The following is a 17,874-nucleotide window of genomic DNA, read 5'->3' on the forward strand; positions in this document are numbered from 1 at the left end:
ATGGGAGCGGGCTGCCTCCCTCCCCCCTCACGGGCGCTTCGCCCGTCAGTGATGGCGGGCGTGGATTGAAACCACCCGGCCGGCACTTGCGCCGCGGGAGGGTGGGTGGCTTCGCCCGTCAGTGATGGCGGGCGTGGATTGAAACAGGGTCCAGCTGTTGCGCAGGGCGTGCCGCTGGTCGCTTCGCCCGTCAGTGATGGCGGGCGTGGATTGAAACCGCTGTCGCTGGAGGGCTACACCACGGCCGGCAGCGCTTCGCCCGTCAGTGATGGCGGGCGTGGATTGAAACACCTCGAGCATCAACGCGCAGGTGACCGCCCTCACGCTTCGCCCGTCAGTGTGGCGGGCGTGGATTGAAACAAGCTGCAGACGACGATTGGTGATGTCGCGCGCGCTTCGCCCGTCAGTGATGGCGGGCGTGGATTGAAACCGCGGCAAAGAGTTCGGCCGGCCTGACATGGGCGCTTCGCCCGTCAGTGACAGCGGGCGTGAATTGAAACCGGGGTGTAGAGCCGGGCGGGCCGGCTCGGCGGCGGCCCGCGTCTCGCAGTGCCGGATCGGAGCCTCGCTTGCGCCGCGGCACCCCTTCCCGGCTCTGCCGACGGTGGCGCTGCCGACTACGCCTTGCGTCGCTTGCACCCGGCCAGCAAGGCGAGACCGCCCGGCATCGACAGCCAGGTGGCCGGCTCCGGCACGGCCGGCAGGGCATAGAAGGACAGCTCGCCCGAGACGCCGTGTCGGAGACCGGCGTCGTGCAGGAGAAGCTGGCGCAGGACGGATCGTCGCTGGCTCCAGTCCGTGCCCGGGCTGCCCCGGGATGCTGCCGAAGAAACGCAGCGTGGTGGGCCGGCTGTCGCGCGGACGCTCGCTCGCAGCCCCAAGCAGGGCGCGGTTACAAGCCTGCTGGCAGGCAGAAGAGGCGGGAGCGCGTTCGTACCCGGGTCATCCAGAGCCAATGCACGGGTCCGATCCCTGCTGGTCCGGCGGTTCTCAGGAGCCTGGCGCGATGCCAGTGAGCCATCTGCACAGGGTGCGCCCCCTGCGGCAACGGGATGCGCCCCAGCCGCCGCAAGGTGGGCGGCTCGCCGTCGTTGACGCGGAACACCGTGGCCACGAAGTGCCGGCCCGACAGGTCGAAGCTACCGCCCTCGGGCAGCACGCCTTCGAAGCGATGGTCCTGCAGCTTGATGAGCGTCCCGCTGGCCGGGTCGAAGCGCAGCAGGGTCACGCTCGCTTCGCGCTGGTGCCGCGGGGAGCCCGCCGGAAAGGCCGTGCCGCGCCTGTTCACGGTCGCCACCAGCCGGCCGTCCGGGCAGACCGCCAGGCCTTCGGCACTCGCGTCGGTCTCGACGCTGTGCAGGCGCCGGTGCTCAGCGGCCCGGCCTTCGTCGTCGGACAGTCGTATCACGCTGAGGGAGGACGGCCGCTCGGGAATGCGCTCTTCCCGCGTCGTCGCCGCCAGGTCGCGTCCCCGGGTACCGACTGCGCTGTCTGCGACGCGGAAGAAGGCCACCCGGTCCTGGCGCGCGACGCGCGGGTCGCCGAGGCCCATCGCGCCACCAGCGGGCGACCCGGACGCAGTTCGCTCACGCGGGCCGGTCCGGCCGCCTTGCGTTTCGCGGAGGTGTCGAGCCAGGAGGCCGCCGGGGCCTGACAACGAGGCAGTTCGGTCGCTGCATGGCCTCAGCGCCGGCGCTTGTCGTCGCCCCACCTGGAGTTCGGAGGAATGTAGACATACCGTTCCTCCGACCTGCGTTGCTTGCGTTTCCTCTCCGGCCAGTCGCAACTGCCGCAGTTGCAGGCGTCCAATACACGGCAGCCGTCGGGCCAGGGCAGGTCACAACCCACATCGCAGTCGCCACGCTGTGGTGCCGGCGGACGTCGTGGCGCGGGGCTGTGCCGCCGGTGGGCCACGCCACACAGATAGGTTCTTCGTCTCAGGATCGCGAGGCCGTTCAAGACCCCATAACGCCGGACCGCCCGGTATCCGAGTGTCGAGCAACTGGCGCGGCCGGTATGGCAGCGCCACGCACAGCAGTAGCCTTTGTAGGGAGACAGGTAGCGCTGATAGCCCCGGATGGCGGCGAGAATGAAACTTCGCATGTGAGAGAGAAATGGCGGCGGCGGTGTCCGCCCGCGGCAGATTCTAGGGTGCCTCTCTGCGGCAGGGCTCTGACGACGCGTTGGCCTTCCCTTGGGCCCCCCTGCGTTGTCGCCGCGATAGGTGGCAAAGCCAGCACGGGAGTTTTTGTCTTCCGCTTGCAAGGTTCGGACACAAGCTATCCCCCAGATGGGTGGAAAGCCCGTTCCGGCGCGCCTCCTAAACTCTGGCCCACGAAAAATAATTTCACGAACCGACCCACCGAAGAGTGCGTCGCGGTCGTGCCAACTACATCAAGGGGGGGCCATGAAAACGCACAACGACCGGGTGTCACCGCCCGTGGGCTGAGGCCGCTCATCGAGCCACAAGGCCGACAACAAGCATTGCGAACATTCGTTTCGGCGAGACGGCCTGGACCAGCCGCCTCTGGCCGCATTACGTCCTGGTCACGACCCACATCATGAATCAACCAATTCGCTTCAAGGTCCTCTCCGCGATCACAGCCTTGCTGTTGTGCGGCTCGGCACCCCACGCCATGGCGCAGACTTATAACTTCGGGCAACCGATTGCTGCTCCAGACCTTGCCCACGTCAAGAAGTATTCCCGGCAAGGCGTGAAGTTCGACTTTCCGGGAAATTGGCAGGTGACCAGCCACGAGATGCAGGACAAGGTCGTGCTTGTGGACGTTCAAGCAGACAAGCCCGATATTTCGACGGCTGCGTTGAATGTCCAGGTGCAGGTGTATCCTGCCGAGATGATTTCGTCGCTCAAAGAGGCGGCGGACTATCTGATCGGAGTGCACCAGGACGGCTCAAAGAACTACACGAAAACAGTCTACGAGCCCTACCGAATCGGTTCGCATGAGGCGCTGGGCGCGAAGTATGAGAATACGGCGTTTGCCGAGGGCGACCCTCTTGCCAAGCTCTTCGATATCTACGCCATGAAGACCTGTGGCAAAGGCTTTGTCTGTCTCGTGCACACGCACACGCGCGCGGTGAACGAAAAAGCGGCCCGCGTCGGTGTTGCAAAGGTGCTCTCCACGCTGACCTACTCTCGCTAGCGCGGGAGCGCCTTCAAGCGCGGCAGGCGGCGAGGGGCCGGTGGATGGCTGGGCGCCGTCAGGGGCCCGCGATCCGTGGCAGCCTCAGAGGCTTGGCGGAGGCGGTGAGATTCGAACTCACGGAAGGGTCACCCCTTCGCTGGTTTTCAAGACCAGTGCCTTAAACCACTCGGCCACACCTCCAGCAAGCCGCCGATTCTACCCGCGGCGGCGAGCGCCTCAACCCGGCGCCTGCGCCTGCGCGCATTCGACCTGCACCACCTCCCGCACCCGGCCCTGTTCGATGCAGGCCGCCGACAGCTGGCCGCCCCAAACGCAGCCGGTGTCCAGCGCCAGCAGGTTCTCGCGTTGCATCAGCCCCAGCGTCGACCAGTGGCCGAAGGCGACCGGCCTGTCGGCGGTGCGCCGACCCGGCACCTCGAACCAGGGCAGGTAGCCTTCGGGCGCCTTCGCGGCCTCTTCCTTGGCGGCGAACTCCAGGTGGCCGTCGGGCGTGCAGAAGCGGATGCGCGTGAGCGTGTTGACGGCGTTGCGCAGCCGGTCGTGGCCTCGCAGCTCGTCGCTCCAGCGCGCCGGCTGGTTGCCGTACATCACCTGCAGAAAACTCCCGAAGTCCGGGCTGCGCAGTTGCGCTTCGACTTCGCCGGCCAGCTGCAGCGTCAGCGCCACGTCCCACTGCGGCACCACGCCGGCATGCACCATGAGCCAGCCGTGTTCGTGGACCGCCAGGCGCTGGTGCCGCAGCCATTCGAGCCAGCGGTCGCGGTCCGGCGCGTCCAGCACCGGCGCCAGCGTGTCGCGCCGGTGGGGCGGCCGCACGCCGTGGGCCACCGCCAGCAGATGCAGGTCGTGGTTGCCCAGCAGGCAGGTGGCCGCGTCGCCATATCCGTGCAGGCGGCGCAGCACCTCCAGCGAGCCGGGGCCGCGGTTGACCAGGTCGCCCAGCAGGTAGACGCGGTCGCGGGAGGGGCTGAAAGCGAGCTTCGCCAGCAGCCGGTCGAGGGCATCACAGCAGCCCTGCAGGTCGCCGATTAGATAGATCATGGGCGCGATTCTGCTACGCTGCTGCGATTTCCCGGATACACCCGCCTCGCCGGCCCTGCATGGACCTTGCCTTACTGATCTTCCTCGTGCTCCTCAATGGTGCGTTCGCCATGTCGGAGATGGCCTTGACCGCCGTGCGCAAGGCCCGCCTGCAGATCCTGGTGGAGAGCGGCGACGCGGGCGCCCGCGCGGCCATGGAGCTGCACGACGACCCCAACCGCTTCCTGTCGCTGGTGCAGATCGGCATCACCTCCATCGGTGTGCTCAACGGCATCGTCGGCGATGCGGCCTTTTCGCAGCCGCTGGGTGCCTGGCTGATGCACCGCTTCGCGCTGTCCCCGGGCATCGCCAATGTGATCGCGACCGGCCTCGTGGTCGTGATCCTCACCTTCCTGACCATCATCTTCGGCGAGCTGGTGCCCAAGCGGCTGGGCCAGATGTACCCCGAATCGGTGGCACGCCTGGTGGCCCAGCCGATGAACTGGCTGTCCTATGCCGTCAAGCCCTTTGTCGTGGTGCTGTCGGTGGCGACCCAGGCGGTGCTGAGGCTGCTGGGCATCAAGGAGGCGCCCAACCGCTCGGTGACCGAGGAGGAGATCGCCGCCAGCCTGGAGGAGGGCCTGGACGCCGGTGTCATCGAGGCCCATGAGCACCAGATGGTGCGCAATGTGTTCCGCCTCGACGAGCGGCAGGTCTCGTCGATGATGATTCCGCGCGGCGAGATCATCTGGCTCGACGCCAGCGCTCCGCCCGAGGCGGCGCTCGACATCATCGCCCGCACCGAGCACTCGCGCTACCCGGTCTGCCGCGGCGGTCTGGAAGACGTGATCGGGTTCGTCGCGGCACGTCAGCTGCTGCAGCAGCTCGCGCAGGGCCGCGGCATCGATCTGACCGCGGCCAACCTGCAGGCCCCGGTGTTCGTGCCCGAGACCTTGACCGGCATGGAACTGCTCGAGAGCTTCCGGGCCTCGGACATGCAGATGGTGTTCGTGGTCGACGAATACGGCGAGATCCAGGGCATGATCACCCTGCAGGACGTGCTCGAGGCCATCACCGGCGAGTTCCGCTCGGCCAGCCGGCCGGACGACGCCTGGATGGTGCAGCGCGAGGACGGCAGCTGGCTGGTCGACGGGCTGATGCCGGTGCACGAGCTGAAGGACGGGCTGGCGATCCGCGAGCTGCCCGAGGAGGACCGCGGCCGCTACAACACGCTGGCGGGCATGGTGATGCTGCTGCTGGGCCGCCTGCCCCAGACCGCCGACAAGGTCGAGTGGGAGGGCTGGTGCTTCGAGGTCGTCGACCTCGACGGCAAGCGCATCGACAAGGTCCTGGCCACCCGCCTGCCGCCCGAGGCCCGGGCCGAGGACTGAAAAATGCCGGCCGCGCCGCTCAGCGCGCGTCCAGGGCCACCGACTTGACCAGGGCCCACACCGGCCGACCCGGCCGCAGGCCCAGCCGGTCGCGGGACTCGCGGGTGATCAAGGCCCGCACCCGCGTGCTGCCGAGGTTCACCGTGACGTCCAGGTAGGGGCCTTCGCCCGCGTCCAGCGCCTCGATGTGTCCGGGCAGCTGGTTGCTGATGCTCAAGGTGTCGGACGGCGCGAGCGCCAGTGCCACGTCGCGGGCCCGCAGCCGCGCCCGCACCCGCGTGCCGAGCGGCACTTGCAGCAGCGGCACGCGCAGCTCGCCATCGGCGAAGCGCAAGGTGCTCAGGCGGTAGTGCGGATCATGGGCGCTCACCTCGCAGGGCAGCACGGCGCCTTCCTCGAAGCGGCCCAGCAGCGCCGCATGCTCGGCGCGCGACATCAGCTCGATCAGGTCGCCACAGGCCACGCTGCGCCCCTCGTGCAGGATCAGCAGGTGCTGCGCCAGCCGCGTCACCTCGTCCATCGAGTGGCTCACATACAGCACCGGCAGCCGGAACTCCCGACACAGGCGCTCGATATACGGCAGCACCTCGTCCTTGCGCGCCGCGTCGAGCGCCGCGAGCGGCTCGTCCATCAGCAGCAGGGCCGGCTGGCGCAGCAGGGCCCGGCCCAGCGCGACCCGCTGGCGCTCGCCACCCGACAGCGATGCCGGGCGCCGCTGCAGCAGGGCGGCGATGCCCAGTACCTCGACCACGGCGTCGAAGCCGACCCCCAAGCCGCGGGCGCCACAGCGCTTCAGCCCATACCGCAGGTTGCCGGCCACGCTGAGGTGCGGAAACAGCCGGGCGTCCTGGAAGACATACCCGATGCCGCGCTGTTCCATCGGCAGGTCGATGCGGCGCGCCGCATCGAAATACACCCGCGGGCCGATAGAGATGCGGCCGCTGTCGGGCCGCAGGATGCCGGCCACCGCGTTCACGAGGCTGGTCTTGCCCGAGCCGCTCGGCCCCCAGACGGCGGTCACGCCCTGCAGGGGGAGGCGAGCCTGCACCTGCAGCTGCAGGCGGCCGAGTCGGCGCTGGATGTCGAGTTCGATCATGGCTGGGACAGCCAGCGCCGCGTGCGCCGTTCCAGCCAGCCGGAGGCCAGCAGTGCCGTCACGGCCAGCGCCATCGACAGGCCCACCAGGCGCAGCGCCGCACGGTCGCCGTCGGGCGTCTGCGTCGCGGTGTAGATGGCCAGCGGCAGCGTGCGTGTCTCGCCCTCGATGTTGGAGGCGAAGGTGATGGTCGCCCCGAACTCGCCCAGGCTGGCCGCGAAGGCCATCATGCTGCCCGACAGGATGCCGGGCAGCATCAGCGGCAAGGTGATGCTCAGGAAGGCGTCGAGCCGCGTCGCGCCCAGAGTGCGGGCCGCCACCTCCAGGCCGCGGTCGACCGCGTCGAGCGACAGGCGCATCGCCCTGACCATCAGCGGGAAGGACATCACGGCGGCGGCGGTCACCGCGCCCGCGGTGGTGAAGATCAGCTGCACCCCGAAGTGCTCCTGCAGCCAGCGCCCGAGCGGCGCCCGCGTGCCCAGCGAGATCAGCAGCAGGTAGCCGATCACCACCGGCGGCAGCACCAGCGGGGCATGCACCAGCGTGTCGAGCAGGGCCTTGCCCGGCCAGCGCGCACGCGACAGCAGCCAGGCCACCAGCAGGCCGGCCGGCAGGCTGATCAGCGTGCTGAGCGCGGCGACCCGCAGGCTCAGACGCAGCGCCTCCCACTCCAGCGGGCTGAACATGGCGGCCGTCAAGGCAGCACGGTGAAGCCGTGGCGCTTGAAGATCTCGGCCGCCTGCGCGCCGCGCAGCCAGGCGTGGAACTCGCGCGCCTGCGCGGCTGCCGGCCCGCTGGCGCCGGCGACCAGCGCCATCGGATAGACGATGGGCGGGTGGCTCTCGGCCGGGAAGACGCCGGCTACCTGCACCGCCTTGGACAGCGCGGCATCGGTCTGGTAGACGATGCCGGCCGGCACCTCGCCGCGCTCCACCAGCGCGAGCGCCGCGCGCACCGAATCGGCCCGCACCAGCCGGGGCTCCACCGCGGGCCAGCTGCCGAGCCGGGTGAGGGCGGCCTGCGCGTACTTGCCGACCGGCACATGGGCCGGATCGCCGGTGGCGAGGCGGCCGTTCGCGCCCAGCAGCGTGGCCGGGTCCCAACCCTTCTGCAAGGACTGTCTGAGCGGGCGCTCGGCGGGCGTCACCAGCACCAGGCGGTTGCCGAGCAGGTCGACGCGCGAGGCCGGCTCGATGAGGCGTCGCTGCGCGAGATAGTCCATCCAGGCCTGGTCGGCCGACAGGAACAGCTGGGCCTGTGCACCGGCTTCGATCTGGCGCGCCAGCGTCGACGAGGCGGCGAAGGCGAAACGCGGCGCCTGGCCGCCGCGCGCCTGGAAGACCCGGCCTGCCTCCTGCAGGGCCTGGGTCAGGCTGGCCGCGGCGAACACGGTCAGCTCGGCGGCTGCGGCCGTCCCGGCGACGCCGTGTGCGAGCGCGAGCATGCCGATCCAGCGGAACAGAGGGGTCATCGCAGCGGTCCTGTGCGAAAAGCAAAACGGTGCCGCGAAGTCTACCGGAGGGGTTCTCCCGCGCGCGGGCACGACGCTTGCTGAAAAGGTGAGATCACAACACGTCGCGCGTTGGCGATCCCCGGAGCACGGTTTCATGACTCTCTCGATCCCCTCGCGGCTGGGCCTGGGGCTGGTGCCGGCCCTGTTGGGGTTGCTCGTGGTGGGGAGCCTGTCGCTGGGCCGGCTCGGCGCGGTCGAGACCGACGAGCGTTGGGTCACGCACACCCTGGAGGTGCTGCACAGCATCGGCGAGACCTCGACGCAGCTGGCCGAGACCGAGAGCAGTGCGAGGGCTTACCGCCTGGCTCGCTCGCCGCAGTTGCTGGAGAACTACCAGCTCTCGCGCCAGCGCCTGCGCAGCTCGATGGAAGCGCTGCGACTGAGAACGCTGGACAACTGGGAGCAGCAGGCGCGGCTCAACGAACTCGAACCGCTGCTGCAGCGCCGCATGGGGGTGCTGGAGCGCCTGCTCGCAGAGGCGCAGGACCAGGCCGGTACCGAGACCACCCGGCAGCTGCAGCAGGAAAGCTTCATGCTTTCCGAGCGCACCCGCGGGATCCTGGAAGCGCTCGCCGCCAGCGAACGCGAGCTGCTGGAGCAGCGTCGTGCGCAAGCCCGCGAGACCGGCCGCAACACCCGCTGGCTGATCACCGGGACGACCGCGTTGACCCTGGTGATCGTGGCGCTGGGACTGGTCGTCACCGCCCGCGCCATCGTCGTGCCGCTGCGGCGCCTGCAGCAGGGCGCGCTGCGCGTCGGCGGGGGCGACTACGCCTTGCAATTGCCGGAGTCGCGTGACGAACTCGGCCAGGTGGCGCTTGTCTTCAACCAGATGACCGCCCAGGTGCGCGAACGCGAGGTTCGCTTGTCGGAGGAGGACTGGATCAAGTCGGCGCTGGCGCGCTTCCTGCCGATGTTCCAGAGCCAGCTGGCCCTGCACGACTTCTGCCGGAGTGCGATGTCCGAGCTCGCGCCGCTGGTGCGGGCGCCGTACGCGGCGCTCTACATCTGCAGCCGCAAGCCCGGCCGGCCCGGGCTGGAGCGCTGTGTCGCCTACGGCGCCGAGGACGCCCCTCAACACATCGAGCCGGGGCAGGGCCTGGTCGGCCAGTGCGCCGTCGAGGCCAAGGTGCTGCGGCTGCACCCGGTACCGCCCGGCTACGGCCTGCGTATCAGCTCGGCCCTCGGAGCCGCGCCGCCGGCGGACATCCTGGTGCTGCCCGCGGTCTACGAGAAGGAGGTCAAGGCGGTCATCGAGCTGGGTTTCGTTGAGCCGGTGGAGGCCAGGGAGCGCGACTTCCTGGAGCGTTTCATGGGCAGCCTGGCGGTGGTGCTCAACGGGCTGGAGGCGCGTGAGGCGCTGCAGGAGGCGCTGGCCGAGTCGAACCGCCTCACCGCCAGCCTGCAGGTCAAGCAGGCCGAGCTGACCCAGTCCTACGACGAACTGGAGGCCCAGGCGGAGGAGCTGCGCCAGTCCGAGAGCCTGTTGCGCGAGCAGCAGGAGCGTCTGCAGCAGACCAACGAGGAGTACGAGGAGGCCAACACCGAGCTGCGCCAGACCAGCGAGGTGCTGCGGGAGCAGGCCCAGCAGCTCGCTGCGGCCTCGGCCTACAAGTCCGAGTTCCTCGCCAACATGTCGCACGAGCTGCGCACCCCGCTCAACAGCCTGCTGATCCTGTCGCAGCTGCTGTCGGAGAACCCCGAGGGCACGCTCAGCGACAAGCAGGTGGAGTACGCGCGCACGATACACGGCGCCGGTGAGGACCTGCTCTCGCTGATCAACGACATCCTCGACCTCGCGAAGATCGAGTCCGGCACGGTGCAGGTGGACCTGGAGGACCACACGCTGGCCGAGCTGATCCGCTCGGCGGAGAGCACCTTCCGGGCGATGGCCGACGCCAAGGGGCTCGGGTTCGAGACGCGGCTCGACCCGGCGCTCCCGGCGGCGGTCTCGACCGACGCACGCCGCCTCTGGCAGATCGTCAAGAACCTGCTGGCCAATGCCTTCAAGTTCACCGAGCAGGGCCGCGTCACTTTCACCATCGCTCCCGCCGAGGCAGCGCCCGTGGACGACACGCTGCCGCCGGCCGAGCGCTGGATGGCGATCTCGGTGCGCGACACCGGGGTCGGCATTGCGCCCGAGCAGCAGCAGCGCATCTTCGAGTCCTTCCACCAGGGCGACCGGGGCACCGCGCGCAAGTACGGCGGCACCGGGCTGGGCCTGTCGATCAGCCAGAAGCTGGCGCGGCTGCTCGGTGGGGTGCTGACGGTCGAGAGCACGCTGCAGCAGGGCAGTGTGTTCACGCTCTACCTGCCGCTGACGTCCGCCCGGTACGCGCTCGCGGAGGAGCTGTCGCCGCCCGCGCCGCACGGCGGGACGGGCTCCGACACGGCGAGCCCCGCGTCGCCTCGCGTGCCGGCGGCGCCGCCCGCCGAAGCGCTGCCTGGCGGCGTTGCCCGCAAGGGGGGGCCGCCGGCGTCCAGCCGCAGCATCATCGTGGCGCACAGCCAGGCCGGCGTGGTGGAGCAGGTGAGCGAGGTGGCCCGCTCGCACGGCATCGAGGCCTTGCGGCTGTCCGACCTCGCGCAGATCAGCGCGCTGTGCCAGCGCGTCTGGCCCATGATGATCGTGCTCGAGGCGGCGATGGACGAGGACCAGGGCTGGGTCGCGCTGGGCATGCTGAAGCAGAACGTGCGCACGCGCCACGTGCCGGTGCACCTGGTGTGCGCGCCGGGCGAGCGCGAGCGCGCGCTGCGGCTGGGGGCGGCCTCCGCGATCCCGTCGGCCGGTCTGACGCCGGCGCTGCTCGAGAGCGTGTTGGGTGTGCAGATGGAACGGCTGGCGCGGCCCTACCGCACCTTGCTGGTGGTGGAGGACGATGCCGTGCAACGTCAGGCCATCCTCGACCTGATCGGCAACGGCGATGTCTACGCCACCGGGGTGGGCTCGGGCCAGCAGGCGCTCGACGCGCTGGCCGGCTCCACCTTCGACTGCGTGGTGGTCGACCTGGGCCTGCCCGACATGGAAGGGGCCGACCTGCTGACCGCGATGCACGAGCGCTTCGGCGCGCATTGCCCGCCGGTGGTGATCTACACCGGGCGCGAGCTGACGCGTGCCGAGGAGGCGGCGCTCAAGCCCATCTCCGAGGCCATCATCGTCAAGGGGGTGCGTTCGCCCGAGCGCCTGCTCGGCGAAACGGCCTTGCTGCTGAACCGCCAGGAGCTGCGCCTGCCCGAGACCAAGCAGCGCATGATCGAGCGCGGCCACCAGGAAGACCCGGTGCTGTCCGGGCGCAAGGTGCTGGTGGTGGACGACGACATGCGCAACATCTTTGCGACCACCGCGGCGCTCGAGGCCTACGGCATGACCGTGGTGCACGCGGAAAGCGGTGAGGACGGCCTGCGCCAGCTGGAGCTGGAGCCTGACGTGCAGGCCGTGCTGATGGACGTGATGATGCCCAGGATGGACGGCTACGAGGCAATGCGGCAGCTGCGCCGTCTGCCGGGTCTGCAGGCGCTGCCCGTGATCGCCATCACGGCCAAGGCGATGCCCGGCGACCGCCAGCGCTGCATCGACGCCGGCGCCTCGGACTATCTCACCAAGCCGGTGGACATGGACCGCCTGCGGGCGATGTTGCGGGTCCTGCTGACTGGGGCGCGCGATGAGTGAGGACAGGCCGCTCAGCGACGAGATGAAGAACGGCCTCAACGCCTTGCTGGAGCTGGTGTACCAGCACTCGGGCGAGGACTTCCGCCAGTACAAGCACCCCACCATGCTGAGGCGGGTGATGCGGCGCGTCCACGCCGAGGGGGTCGGCAGCCTCGCCGGCCTGCTGCACTGCGCCCAGACCGACCCGGACTGCCTGGCGCGGCTGCGCTCGGCGCTCACCCTGCATGTCACGACGATGTTCCGGGACCCGAGCTTTTTCCTGGCCCTGCGCGAGCAGGTGGTGCCCTGGCTGCGCACCTATCCGCACCCGCGCATCTGGGTGGCCGGCTGCTCCACCGGCCAGGAACTGTTTTCGCTGCGCATCCTGCTGGAGGAGGAAGGCCTGGGCGAGCGCTGCACGCTGTATGCCACCGACCTCAGCGAAGCCGTGCTGGCGGCGGCCCGTTCGGGCACGGTCGATGCTTCCCTGCTGGGGAACTATGAAGCGAATTACCGCGCGGCAGGAGGCAAACACCGTTTCCTCGACTACTTCGAAGTGGCGGAGGGCTACAGCCGTTTCCGCCCGCACCTGCTGGGCAACGCGGTATTCGCGGTGCACAACCTGGTGAGCGACATGTCCTTCAACGAGTTCCATCTGGTGTCGTGCCGCAACGTGCTGATGTACCTTGACCACCGCGCCCAGGAGCGCGCCTTCTCGATCATCCACGAGAGCCTGTCGCCGCTGGGTTTCCTGGCGCTGGGCAGCAGCGAGTCGCTGCTGCATTCGGCCCACCAGCGCGACTACGAGCGCATCGACCAGCGCGAGCCTCTGTTCCGCAGGGCCCGCTAGTGTGCAAGATCCAAGGTCTCACATGACGTACAGCGACCCCGTCAGCATCCTGATGGTGGACGACGAGCCGGCCAATCTGCTGGCGCTGGAGGCGGTGCTCGGGCCGCTGGGGCAACGCCTGGTCCCGGCGCAGTCGGGCCAGGAGGCCTTGAAGCGTGTGCTCGACGACGACTTCGCGGTGATCCTGCTGGATGTCCGCATGCCGGACATGAGCGGCATCGAGACCGCCAGCCTGATCCGCTCGCGGCGCCGGTCGCAGACCACCCCCATCATCTTCCTGACCGGGCTGGAGAAGAGCCCGGAGATGGTCTTCGAAGGCTACTCGGCCGGCGCGGTCGACTACCTCACCAAACCCTTCGTGCCGGCCATCCTGCGCGCCAAGGTGGAGGTTTTCATCGACCTGGAGCAGGCGCGCCGCAACCTCAAGCGCGAAATCCGCGAGCGCGAACGCGCGGCTGCCGAGCTGGAGGCGCTGAACCTGCTGCTGGAGCGACGCAACGCCGAGCTGGCCGCCGCCAATGCCGAGCTGGACGCCTTCTGCGCCGCGGTCTCGCACGACCTGCGCACGCCGCTGACCCATGTGGAGGGTTTCATCGAGTTGCTCGAGGCCTCGGCCAGGGAGCACCTGCGGCCGACCGAGCAGCAGTACGTGCACACCATCCGCGAGTCCACGCTGCGCATGCGCTGCCTGATCGGCGAGTTCCTGCGTTTCGCCCGGCTGGGCTCGGAGGCGCTGAGCACCGGGCCGGTGGACATGGAGGCGCTGGTGCAGGACTGCCGCGTCCAGCTGGCCCGCGAGATCGAGGGGCGGCAGGTGGAGTGGGAGGTGCGGCCGCTGCCGCGCGCCCAGGGCGACGAGACGCTGCTCCGGCAGGTCTGGATGAACCTGATCTCCAACGCCCTCAAGTACTCCCGCACCCGCGACCCGGCGCGTATCTGGATCGACGCCGAGCAAGGCGAGGAGGAGACCGTCTACCGCGTGCGCGACAACGGGGTGGGCTTCGACAGCAGCAAGGCCGAGCGGCTGTTCAGCGCATTTTTCCGCATGCATGCGGCCAGCAGCTTCGAGGGCGTGGGCGTCGGTCTGGCGTCGGTCAAGCGCATCCTGGCCCGGCACGGCGGCCGGGTCTGGGCGCAGAGCCGGCCTGACGAGGGGGCGTGTTTCTGTTTCGCCTTGCCGCTGCGGGCTCCGACCGCCGCCGAGTCGGCCCGGTAATTCGTACAGAGCCGTCGGCTCGTTCTACCGGCGGGTCAGCTCACTGCAGCAGGAAGCCGGCGCACTTGGCGCCGCGCATCGCGAGCACGACCAGCACGTCGTCCTCGCCGGCACGCGGGTCCAGCCTGAAGAGGTGCACGTCCATCCCCGTCTTGCGGTAGCTGCCGAGGTACTGGGTCTGGTAGCCGTCGCCGAGCACGGGCTTGACCGTGTGACTGACGCCCGAGAGTTTCTCCGGCGTGACGGCGCTGCGGATCTCCTCATGGCAGGCCGCGTGGAAGCGGGTCGGATCGTTGTCCAGTGTCGCGCGGATCAGCGTTTCGAAGCTGGACTGGACGGCGGCAGGCGCGCTGCCCGCCGGGGCCTGGGACCAGGCGGCGCAACTCGCGGCCAGCAGCAGAGCGGCAAGACCACGGGGCAGGGGGGAAGGCGAGGCGTTCATGAGCGACGCCCAAGCAAACACCACGCCAGTGCAGGGCATGTCCCTTGCAGCCGCGGCAGGGTTTCAGACCGCGAGGATCTCTCCATGAAACTGCAAGGCAAGACCGCCATCGTCACCGGCGCGGACAGCGGCATCGGGCAGGCCATTGCCGTCGCCTTCGCGCAGGAAGGCGCCGACGTGCTGATCCATTACCACAGCGACCGCGATGGCGCGCAGGACACCGCGACCCGGGTGCGGCAGGCGGGCCGCAGGGCCGAAGTGCTGCAAGCCGACTTCTCCGACCCCCGCGAGGGGGAGCGCTTTTTCGAGGAGGCCTTGCAGCGGCTCGGCCGGCTGCACGTGCTGGTCAACAACGCGGGGCGGGCCTCCGGCACGTCCTCGTCGCTGGACACGACGCTGCAGCGTTTCGTGCAGGTGCTGAACGTCGACCTGGTGACGCCCTGGGTGCTGTGCCGGGCCGCGGCGCTGCACATGCGCGAGCACGGTGGCGGCGCCATCGTCAACATCACCTCGGTCCACGAGGAGATTCCGATCCCCGGCGGCACCGCCTATTCAGCAGCCAAGGCCGGCCTGCGCTCGGTGACCCGCAATCTCGCCCACGAGCTCGCGAGTCAAGGTGTGCGCATCAACAATGTCGCGCCCGGGATGATCGCGACGCCGATGACGGCCGACGCGCTGAGCCGGCCGGAAGGGCGCGAGCGGGCGCACGACAACATCCCGATGCGTCGCCCCGGGCGGCCCGAGGAAGTGGCGCAGGTGGTGCTGTTCCTCGCGAGCGATGCTGCCAGCTATGTCACCGGCAGCAGCTACTTCGTCGATGGCGGCCTGATGCAGAACATCGGCGGGACCTGAGCCGCGCGTCTGCGCGGCCAAGTGTTTCGCCGCCGAGACGGTCCGAGCAGTTTTCACGAATCCCGCCGCCTCCTGCGAGACCCCCCTTATTCGCGGGGGTTGACCCTGCACCTTGCCGCTGCCGCTGCACCGAGAATCACGCCTCGCAGCGCCGCAAGGCATTGCCGGTCCTGCCTCGCCCCCGGGGGCAGGACTTCACAAGACAAGCTTCCGAGGGTGCCCCGTGCGAAGCAGGTCGTTGTGCGCGTCCGGTGCCTGCGCGATCTCCTGCCCCCGACGGCCGGCCTGACCCGCCGCGGTATCGGGCAGTCCGTCCGCAGCGGCTTGGCAAGGCGGGGCAGACAAGAAAGACGTTCTGGGAGGTCGAATACCGTGAAACTGGACTGGCGCGCGCTGTTCCTGTGCCTCGTCGTCAATGCCTTCCTGCTGGGCATCGGTGGCGTCGTGACCCGCTCCGCCTACAAAGACTGGCAGCGCGACGGCACGAGGCTCGGATGTGGGCCCGGTACCGGCTCTGCCGACCCCTTGCCACAGGGCCAGGGTGCCGGGGATGTGGCCGGCCTGGAGTTCAACTGGATCCAGCGCGGCGCAGTGGGCCTGCCGCTGCTGACCCTCGGTCTGGCGCTCACGCTCGGCCTGTTGCACCGCCTGCTGGTGCTGGGCCGGCGCTTTTTCGAAGGGCCGTACCGCTATCCCCAGCCGATTGCGTGGCTCCTGAGGACATCGCTCCTGGTGGCGCCACTGCTCGCCGCTGCGGCGCTCGGGCTCGACGCCTTGTTCGCGGCTCCGCTCCCCTAGCGCGGGTGCCTCACCTCGCCACGATGCCACCTTGCGCGGCCAGGCCGGGGTAGAGGCCCGGCCTGGCTGGTGCCGAAGCTCGGTGGCAGGGCCGACTGGCCTTGCCACCGCTCAAGCCATCTCTGCAGCCTCGACCGCCGGGCTCGCCCCCGGCGCGCGGCGCGGCAGGACCCTGGCGATGGCCGCCGCCAGCCGTGCCACGTGAGGCAGCTTCATGATCGAGGCATGCGAGCCGCCGACCCGGCTCAACTGCAGCTGCCGGCCCGCCACCGGGCGCCAGCCGCGGCTCGCATCCTCGCCGTGGCCATCGTCCGCCGTGAACAAGTGCACCGGCAGGTCCAAGGAAGGCACCCGATAGTCGCCCACCAGCCGTGCCGAGGCCCGGTTCGCGGCAAGCGCCTGGCGCAACTCGGCGGCGGAGAAGTCGCGCGGCAGCCAGCCCGTCTGCCGGCAGTGCGCGATGCCGGCCTCCAGCCCGCGGGTGCCGATCAGCTCCCGCAGGGCCGGGAGATCGACCTGCGGGCCGTGGTGTTTCACATGCCCGAGCAAGGCCGCGATCTCGTCGCTGTTGTCCAGGCCGGCCAGCGCGGCAGGCGTGTAGGCGTCGATCAAGCCGAGGAACTCGACCTCGTCTTGCGTGCCGCCCAGCTGCTTCGCCACCTCCCAGGCCAGCAGCCCGCCCAGCGACCAGCCGGCCAGCCGGTACGGCCCGCGCGGCTGCACCTCGCGCAGGGCCGCCGCATACAGCCCGGCGAGTTCCGGCACCGAGGCCCGGGCTGCCGCGCAGCCGGCGGGCAGCGCCAGGCCGTAGATCGGCCCGTCCAGTGGCAACAGGGCCGACAGCTGGACATACGGCAGGACCTCCCCGCTCAGTTCCGGGACGAAAAACAGAGGGGTGCCGCCGCCGGCCCCCGCCTGCAACAGGAGGGCCTGTGCGCCGGCGGGCGGCGCGACCGCTGCGGCGCTGTCCAGTGCTTCGGCAAGGTCCTTGAGGACCGGCCGCTGGAACAACTCGGCCAGGGAGGCGCGGGCCCCGCGGCCCTGCAGCCGCGTGATCAGCGCCATGGCTGTCAGCGAGTGTCCGCCCAGGTCGAAGAAGTGGTCGTGGCGGCCGACACGTTCGAGCTGCAGCAGCTCCTGCCACAGCGAGGCCAGCAGGACTTCGGTCTCGCCTTGCGGGGTTTCGTAGTGGCGCAGGGCGAGTGCCTGCTGGTCGGGCGCGGGCAGCGCGCGACGGTCCACCTTGCCGTTGGGCGTGAGCGGCAGGGCCGGCAGGCACACGAAGGCGGCGGGCACCATGTAGTCCGGCAGCCCCGCCTTGAGCCGGGTGCGCAGCATCTCGGGGTCGGGGCGGTCCTCGCCTCGCGGCGTCACATAGGCGACCAAGCGCTGGTGGCCAGTGTCCTCGCGCAGGACGACCAGCGCCTCGCGCACCGCGGACAGTTGCATGAGCCGGGCCTCGATCTCGCCGGGCTCGATGCGGAAGCCGCGCAGCTTGAGCTGCTGGTCATTGCGGCCGAGGAAGTCGATGCGGCCGTCGGGGCGCCAGCGGCCGAGGTCGCCGGTCTTGTACAGCCGCGCGCCCGGGATGGGGCTGAAGGGATCGTCGATGAAGCGTTCGGCGGTCAATTCCGGCAAGCCCAGGTAGCCGCGGGCCACACCGATGCCGCCGATGTAGATCTCGCCGACCACGCCGATGGGCACCGGCCGTTGCCGGGCATCGAGGATGTGGAGCGAGGTGTTGACCATGGGTCGGCCGATGGAGGGCGCCTCCGTGTCGTTGGCGTCGCATAGCTGCATGCTCGCGCAGACGCTGGCCTCGCTCGGGCCATAGGCATTGAGCAGGCGGCGGCCCGGCGCCGCCCAGGCCGACAGCAGCCCGA

Annotated in this window: 17 protein-coding genes and 1 tRNA gene; 8 read left to right on the forward strand and 10 right to left on the reverse strand. The window is 69.8% G+C overall.

Translation table 11 applies throughout. The features are described from left to right. Positions 1–105: 105 nt before the first annotated feature. Positions 106–357, forward strand: a complete 252-nt coding sequence (locus tag OOT46_RS31085; protein WP_416136277.1) for a hypothetical protein — start codon at positions 106–108, stop codon at positions 355–357. Positions 358–617: 260 nt separating this feature from the next. On the opposite strand, the gene OOT46_RS31090 is transcribed toward OOT46_RS31085, so the two are convergent. The 3 genes from OOT46_RS31090 to yidD form a co-directional block, all read right to left on the reverse strand. After that, positions 618–695, reverse strand: coding sequence for a PEP-CTERM sorting domain-containing protein (locus tag OOT46_RS31090; protein WP_416136279.1), 78 nt, complete (start codon positions 693–695; stop codon positions 618–620). A 197-nt stretch (positions 696–892) separates the two neighbouring features. Then, entirely contained in the window at positions 893–1,552 is a 660-nt protein-coding gene (locus tag OOT46_RS29660) for a hypothetical protein (RefSeq protein WP_265407232.1), read from the reverse strand. 131 nt (positions 1,553–1,683) lie between these two features. Beyond that, positions 1,684–2,103, reverse strand: a complete 420-nt coding sequence (yidD, locus tag OOT46_RS31095; RefSeq protein WP_416136278.1) for a membrane protein insertion efficiency factor YidD — start codon at positions 2,101–2,103, stop codon at positions 1,684–1,686. A gap of 458 nt (positions 2,104–2,561) precedes the next feature. On the opposite strand from yidD, the gene OOT46_RS29665 reads away from it, so the two are divergent. Beyond that, positions 2,562–3,161, forward strand: coding sequence for a hypothetical protein (locus OOT46_RS29665; RefSeq protein ID WP_265407233.1), 600 nt, complete (start codon positions 2,562–2,564; stop codon positions 3,159–3,161). A gap of 93 nt (positions 3,162–3,254) precedes the next feature. On the opposite strand, the gene OOT46_RS29670 is transcribed toward OOT46_RS29665, so the two are convergent. Both OOT46_RS29670 and OOT46_RS29675 read right to left on the reverse strand, forming a co-directional pair. Continuing rightward, positions 3,255–3,344, reverse strand: a tRNA-Ser gene (locus OOT46_RS29670). A 36-nt stretch (positions 3,345–3,380) separates the two neighbouring features. Further along, entirely contained in the window at positions 3,381–4,205 is an 825-nt protein-coding gene (locus OOT46_RS29675) for a symmetrical bis(5'-nucleosyl)-tetraphosphatase (RefSeq protein ID WP_265407234.1), read from the reverse strand. A 59-nt stretch (positions 4,206–4,264) separates the two neighbouring features. Between OOT46_RS29675 and OOT46_RS29680 the strand changes: the two genes are divergently transcribed. Beyond that, positions 4,265–5,575 (forward strand): hemolysin family protein, encoded by a 1,311-nt coding sequence (locus tag OOT46_RS29680; RefSeq protein WP_265407235.1) that lies wholly within the window; start codon positions 4,265–4,267, stop codon positions 5,573–5,575. Between the two features lie 19 nt (positions 5,576–5,594). Here OOT46_RS29680 and modC read toward each other — a convergent pair whose 3' ends face one another. Genes modC through modA form a run of 3 tightly spaced genes read right to left on the reverse strand, consistent with a single transcriptional unit; the run spans position 5,595 to position 8,142 of the window. Next, positions 5,595–6,671 carry a molybdenum ABC transporter ATP-binding protein gene (gene modC, locus OOT46_RS29685; protein ID WP_265407236.1) on the reverse strand — a complete coding sequence of 359 codons (1,077 nt, stop codon included), beginning with the start codon at positions 6,669–6,671 and terminating at the stop codon, positions 5,595–5,597. Beyond that, the gene (modB, locus tag OOT46_RS29690; RefSeq protein WP_265407237.1) at positions 6,668–7,357 is read right to left on the reverse strand and encodes a molybdate ABC transporter permease subunit; all 690 of its coding nucleotides are present in this window, start codon (positions 7,355–7,357) and stop codon (positions 6,668–6,670) included. Before modB ends, modC begins: the two co-directional genes overlap by 4 nt. 8 nt (positions 7,358–7,365) lie before the next feature. Continuing rightward, on the reverse strand, positions 7,366–8,142 hold the full coding sequence (modA, locus tag OOT46_RS29695) for a molybdate ABC transporter substrate-binding protein (RefSeq protein ID WP_265407238.1): 777 nt from the start codon (positions 8,140–8,142) through the stop codon (positions 7,366–7,368). Positions 8,143–8,278: 136 nt separating this feature from the next. Here modA and OOT46_RS29700 point away from each other — a divergent pair, with 136 nt between their 5' ends. From OOT46_RS29700 to OOT46_RS29710, 3 genes are read left to right on the forward strand one after another with little or no spacing between them, the layout of a single operon-like run. Further along, positions 8,279–11,854 carry a response regulator gene (locus tag OOT46_RS29700; RefSeq protein WP_265407239.1) on the forward strand — a complete coding sequence of 1,192 codons (3,576 nt, stop codon included), beginning with the start codon at positions 8,279–8,281 and terminating at the stop codon, positions 11,852–11,854. Then, on the forward strand, positions 11,847–12,683 hold the full coding sequence (locus OOT46_RS29705) for a CheR family methyltransferase (protein ID WP_265407240.1): 837 nt from the start codon (positions 11,847–11,849) through the stop codon (positions 12,681–12,683). The genes OOT46_RS29700 and OOT46_RS29705 overlap by 8 nt, the downstream gene beginning before the upstream one ends. A 22-nt stretch (positions 12,684–12,705) precedes the next feature. Further along, positions 12,706–13,899, forward strand: coding sequence for an ATP-binding protein (locus OOT46_RS29710; protein WP_265407241.1), 1,194 nt, complete (start codon positions 12,706–12,708; stop codon positions 13,897–13,899). Between the two features lie 40 nt (positions 13,900–13,939). Here OOT46_RS29710 and OOT46_RS29715 read toward each other — a convergent pair whose 3' ends face one another. Further along, complete coding sequence (locus tag OOT46_RS29715) at positions 13,940–14,341, reverse strand: hypothetical protein (protein ID WP_265407242.1); 402 nt, start codon at positions 14,339–14,341, stop codon at positions 13,940–13,942. Positions 14,342–14,425: 84 nt separating this feature from the next. Between OOT46_RS29715 and OOT46_RS29720 the strand changes: the two genes are divergently transcribed. Next, the gene (locus OOT46_RS29720) at positions 14,426–15,193 is read left to right on the forward strand and encodes an SDR family oxidoreductase (protein WP_265407243.1); all 768 of its coding nucleotides are present in this window, start codon (positions 14,426–14,428) and stop codon (positions 15,191–15,193) included. Between the two features lie 372 nt (positions 15,194–15,565). After that, positions 15,566–15,991, forward strand: a complete 426-nt coding sequence (locus tag OOT46_RS29725; protein WP_265407244.1) for a hypothetical protein — start codon at positions 15,566–15,568, stop codon at positions 15,989–15,991. A 111-nt stretch (positions 15,992–16,102) separates the two neighbouring features. On the opposite strand, the gene OOT46_RS29730 is transcribed toward OOT46_RS29725, so the two are convergent. Further along, positions 16,103–17,874 (reverse strand): thioesterase domain-containing protein (locus tag OOT46_RS29730; protein WP_322114309.1); only part of this gene is annotated, 1,772 nt, incomplete at its 5' end.

This window comes from Aquabacterium sp. A7-Y (assembly GCF_026153205.1).
GTDB lineage: Bacteria > Pseudomonadota > Gammaproteobacteria > Burkholderiales > Burkholderiaceae_C > Caldimonas.

Excerpts from the sequence above, each read along its gene's own strand:
- OOT46_RS29660 (WP_265407232.1), bottom strand. The coding sequence starts at position 1,552 with ATGGGCCTCGGCGACCCGCGCGTCGCGCGCCAGGACCGGGTGGCCTTC.
- yidD (WP_416136278.1), bottom strand. The coding sequence starts at position 2,103 with ATGCGAAGTTTCATTCTCGCCGCCATCCGGGGCTATCAGCGCTACCTG.
- OOT46_RS29665 (WP_265407233.1), top strand. The coding sequence starts at position 2,562 with ATGAATCAACCAATTCGCTTCAAGGTCCTCTCCGCGATCACAGCCTTG.
- OOT46_RS29675 (WP_265407234.1), bottom strand. The coding sequence starts at position 4,205 with ATGATCTATCTAATCGGCGACCTGCAGGGCTGCTGTGATGCCCTCGAC.
- OOT46_RS29680 (WP_265407235.1), top strand. The coding sequence starts at position 4,265 with ATGGACCTTGCCTTACTGATCTTCCTCGTGCTCCTCAATGGTGCGTTC.
- modC (WP_265407236.1), bottom strand. The coding sequence starts at position 6,671 with ATGATCGAACTCGACATCCAGCGCCGACTCGGCCGCCTGCAGCTGCAG.
- modB (WP_265407237.1), bottom strand. The coding sequence starts at position 7,357 with ATGTTCAGCCCGCTGGAGTGGGAGGCGCTGCGTCTGAGCCTGCGGGTC.
- modA (WP_265407238.1), bottom strand. The coding sequence starts at position 8,142 with ATGACCCCTCTGTTCCGCTGGATCGGCATGCTCGCGCTCGCACACGGC.
- OOT46_RS29700 (WP_265407239.1), top strand. The coding sequence starts at position 8,279 with ATGACTCTCTCGATCCCCTCGCGGCTGGGCCTGGGGCTGGTGCCGGCC.
- OOT46_RS29705 (WP_265407240.1), top strand. The coding sequence starts at position 11,847 with ATGAGTGAGGACAGGCCGCTCAGCGACGAGATGAAGAACGGCCTCAAC.
- OOT46_RS29710 (WP_265407241.1), top strand. The coding sequence starts at position 12,706 with ATGACGTACAGCGACCCCGTCAGCATCCTGATGGTGGACGACGAGCCG.
- OOT46_RS29715 (WP_265407242.1), bottom strand. The coding sequence starts at position 14,341 with ATGAACGCCTCGCCTTCCCCCCTGCCCCGTGGTCTTGCCGCTCTGCTG.
- OOT46_RS29720 (WP_265407243.1), top strand. The coding sequence starts at position 14,426 with ATGAAACTGCAAGGCAAGACCGCCATCGTCACCGGCGCGGACAGCGGC.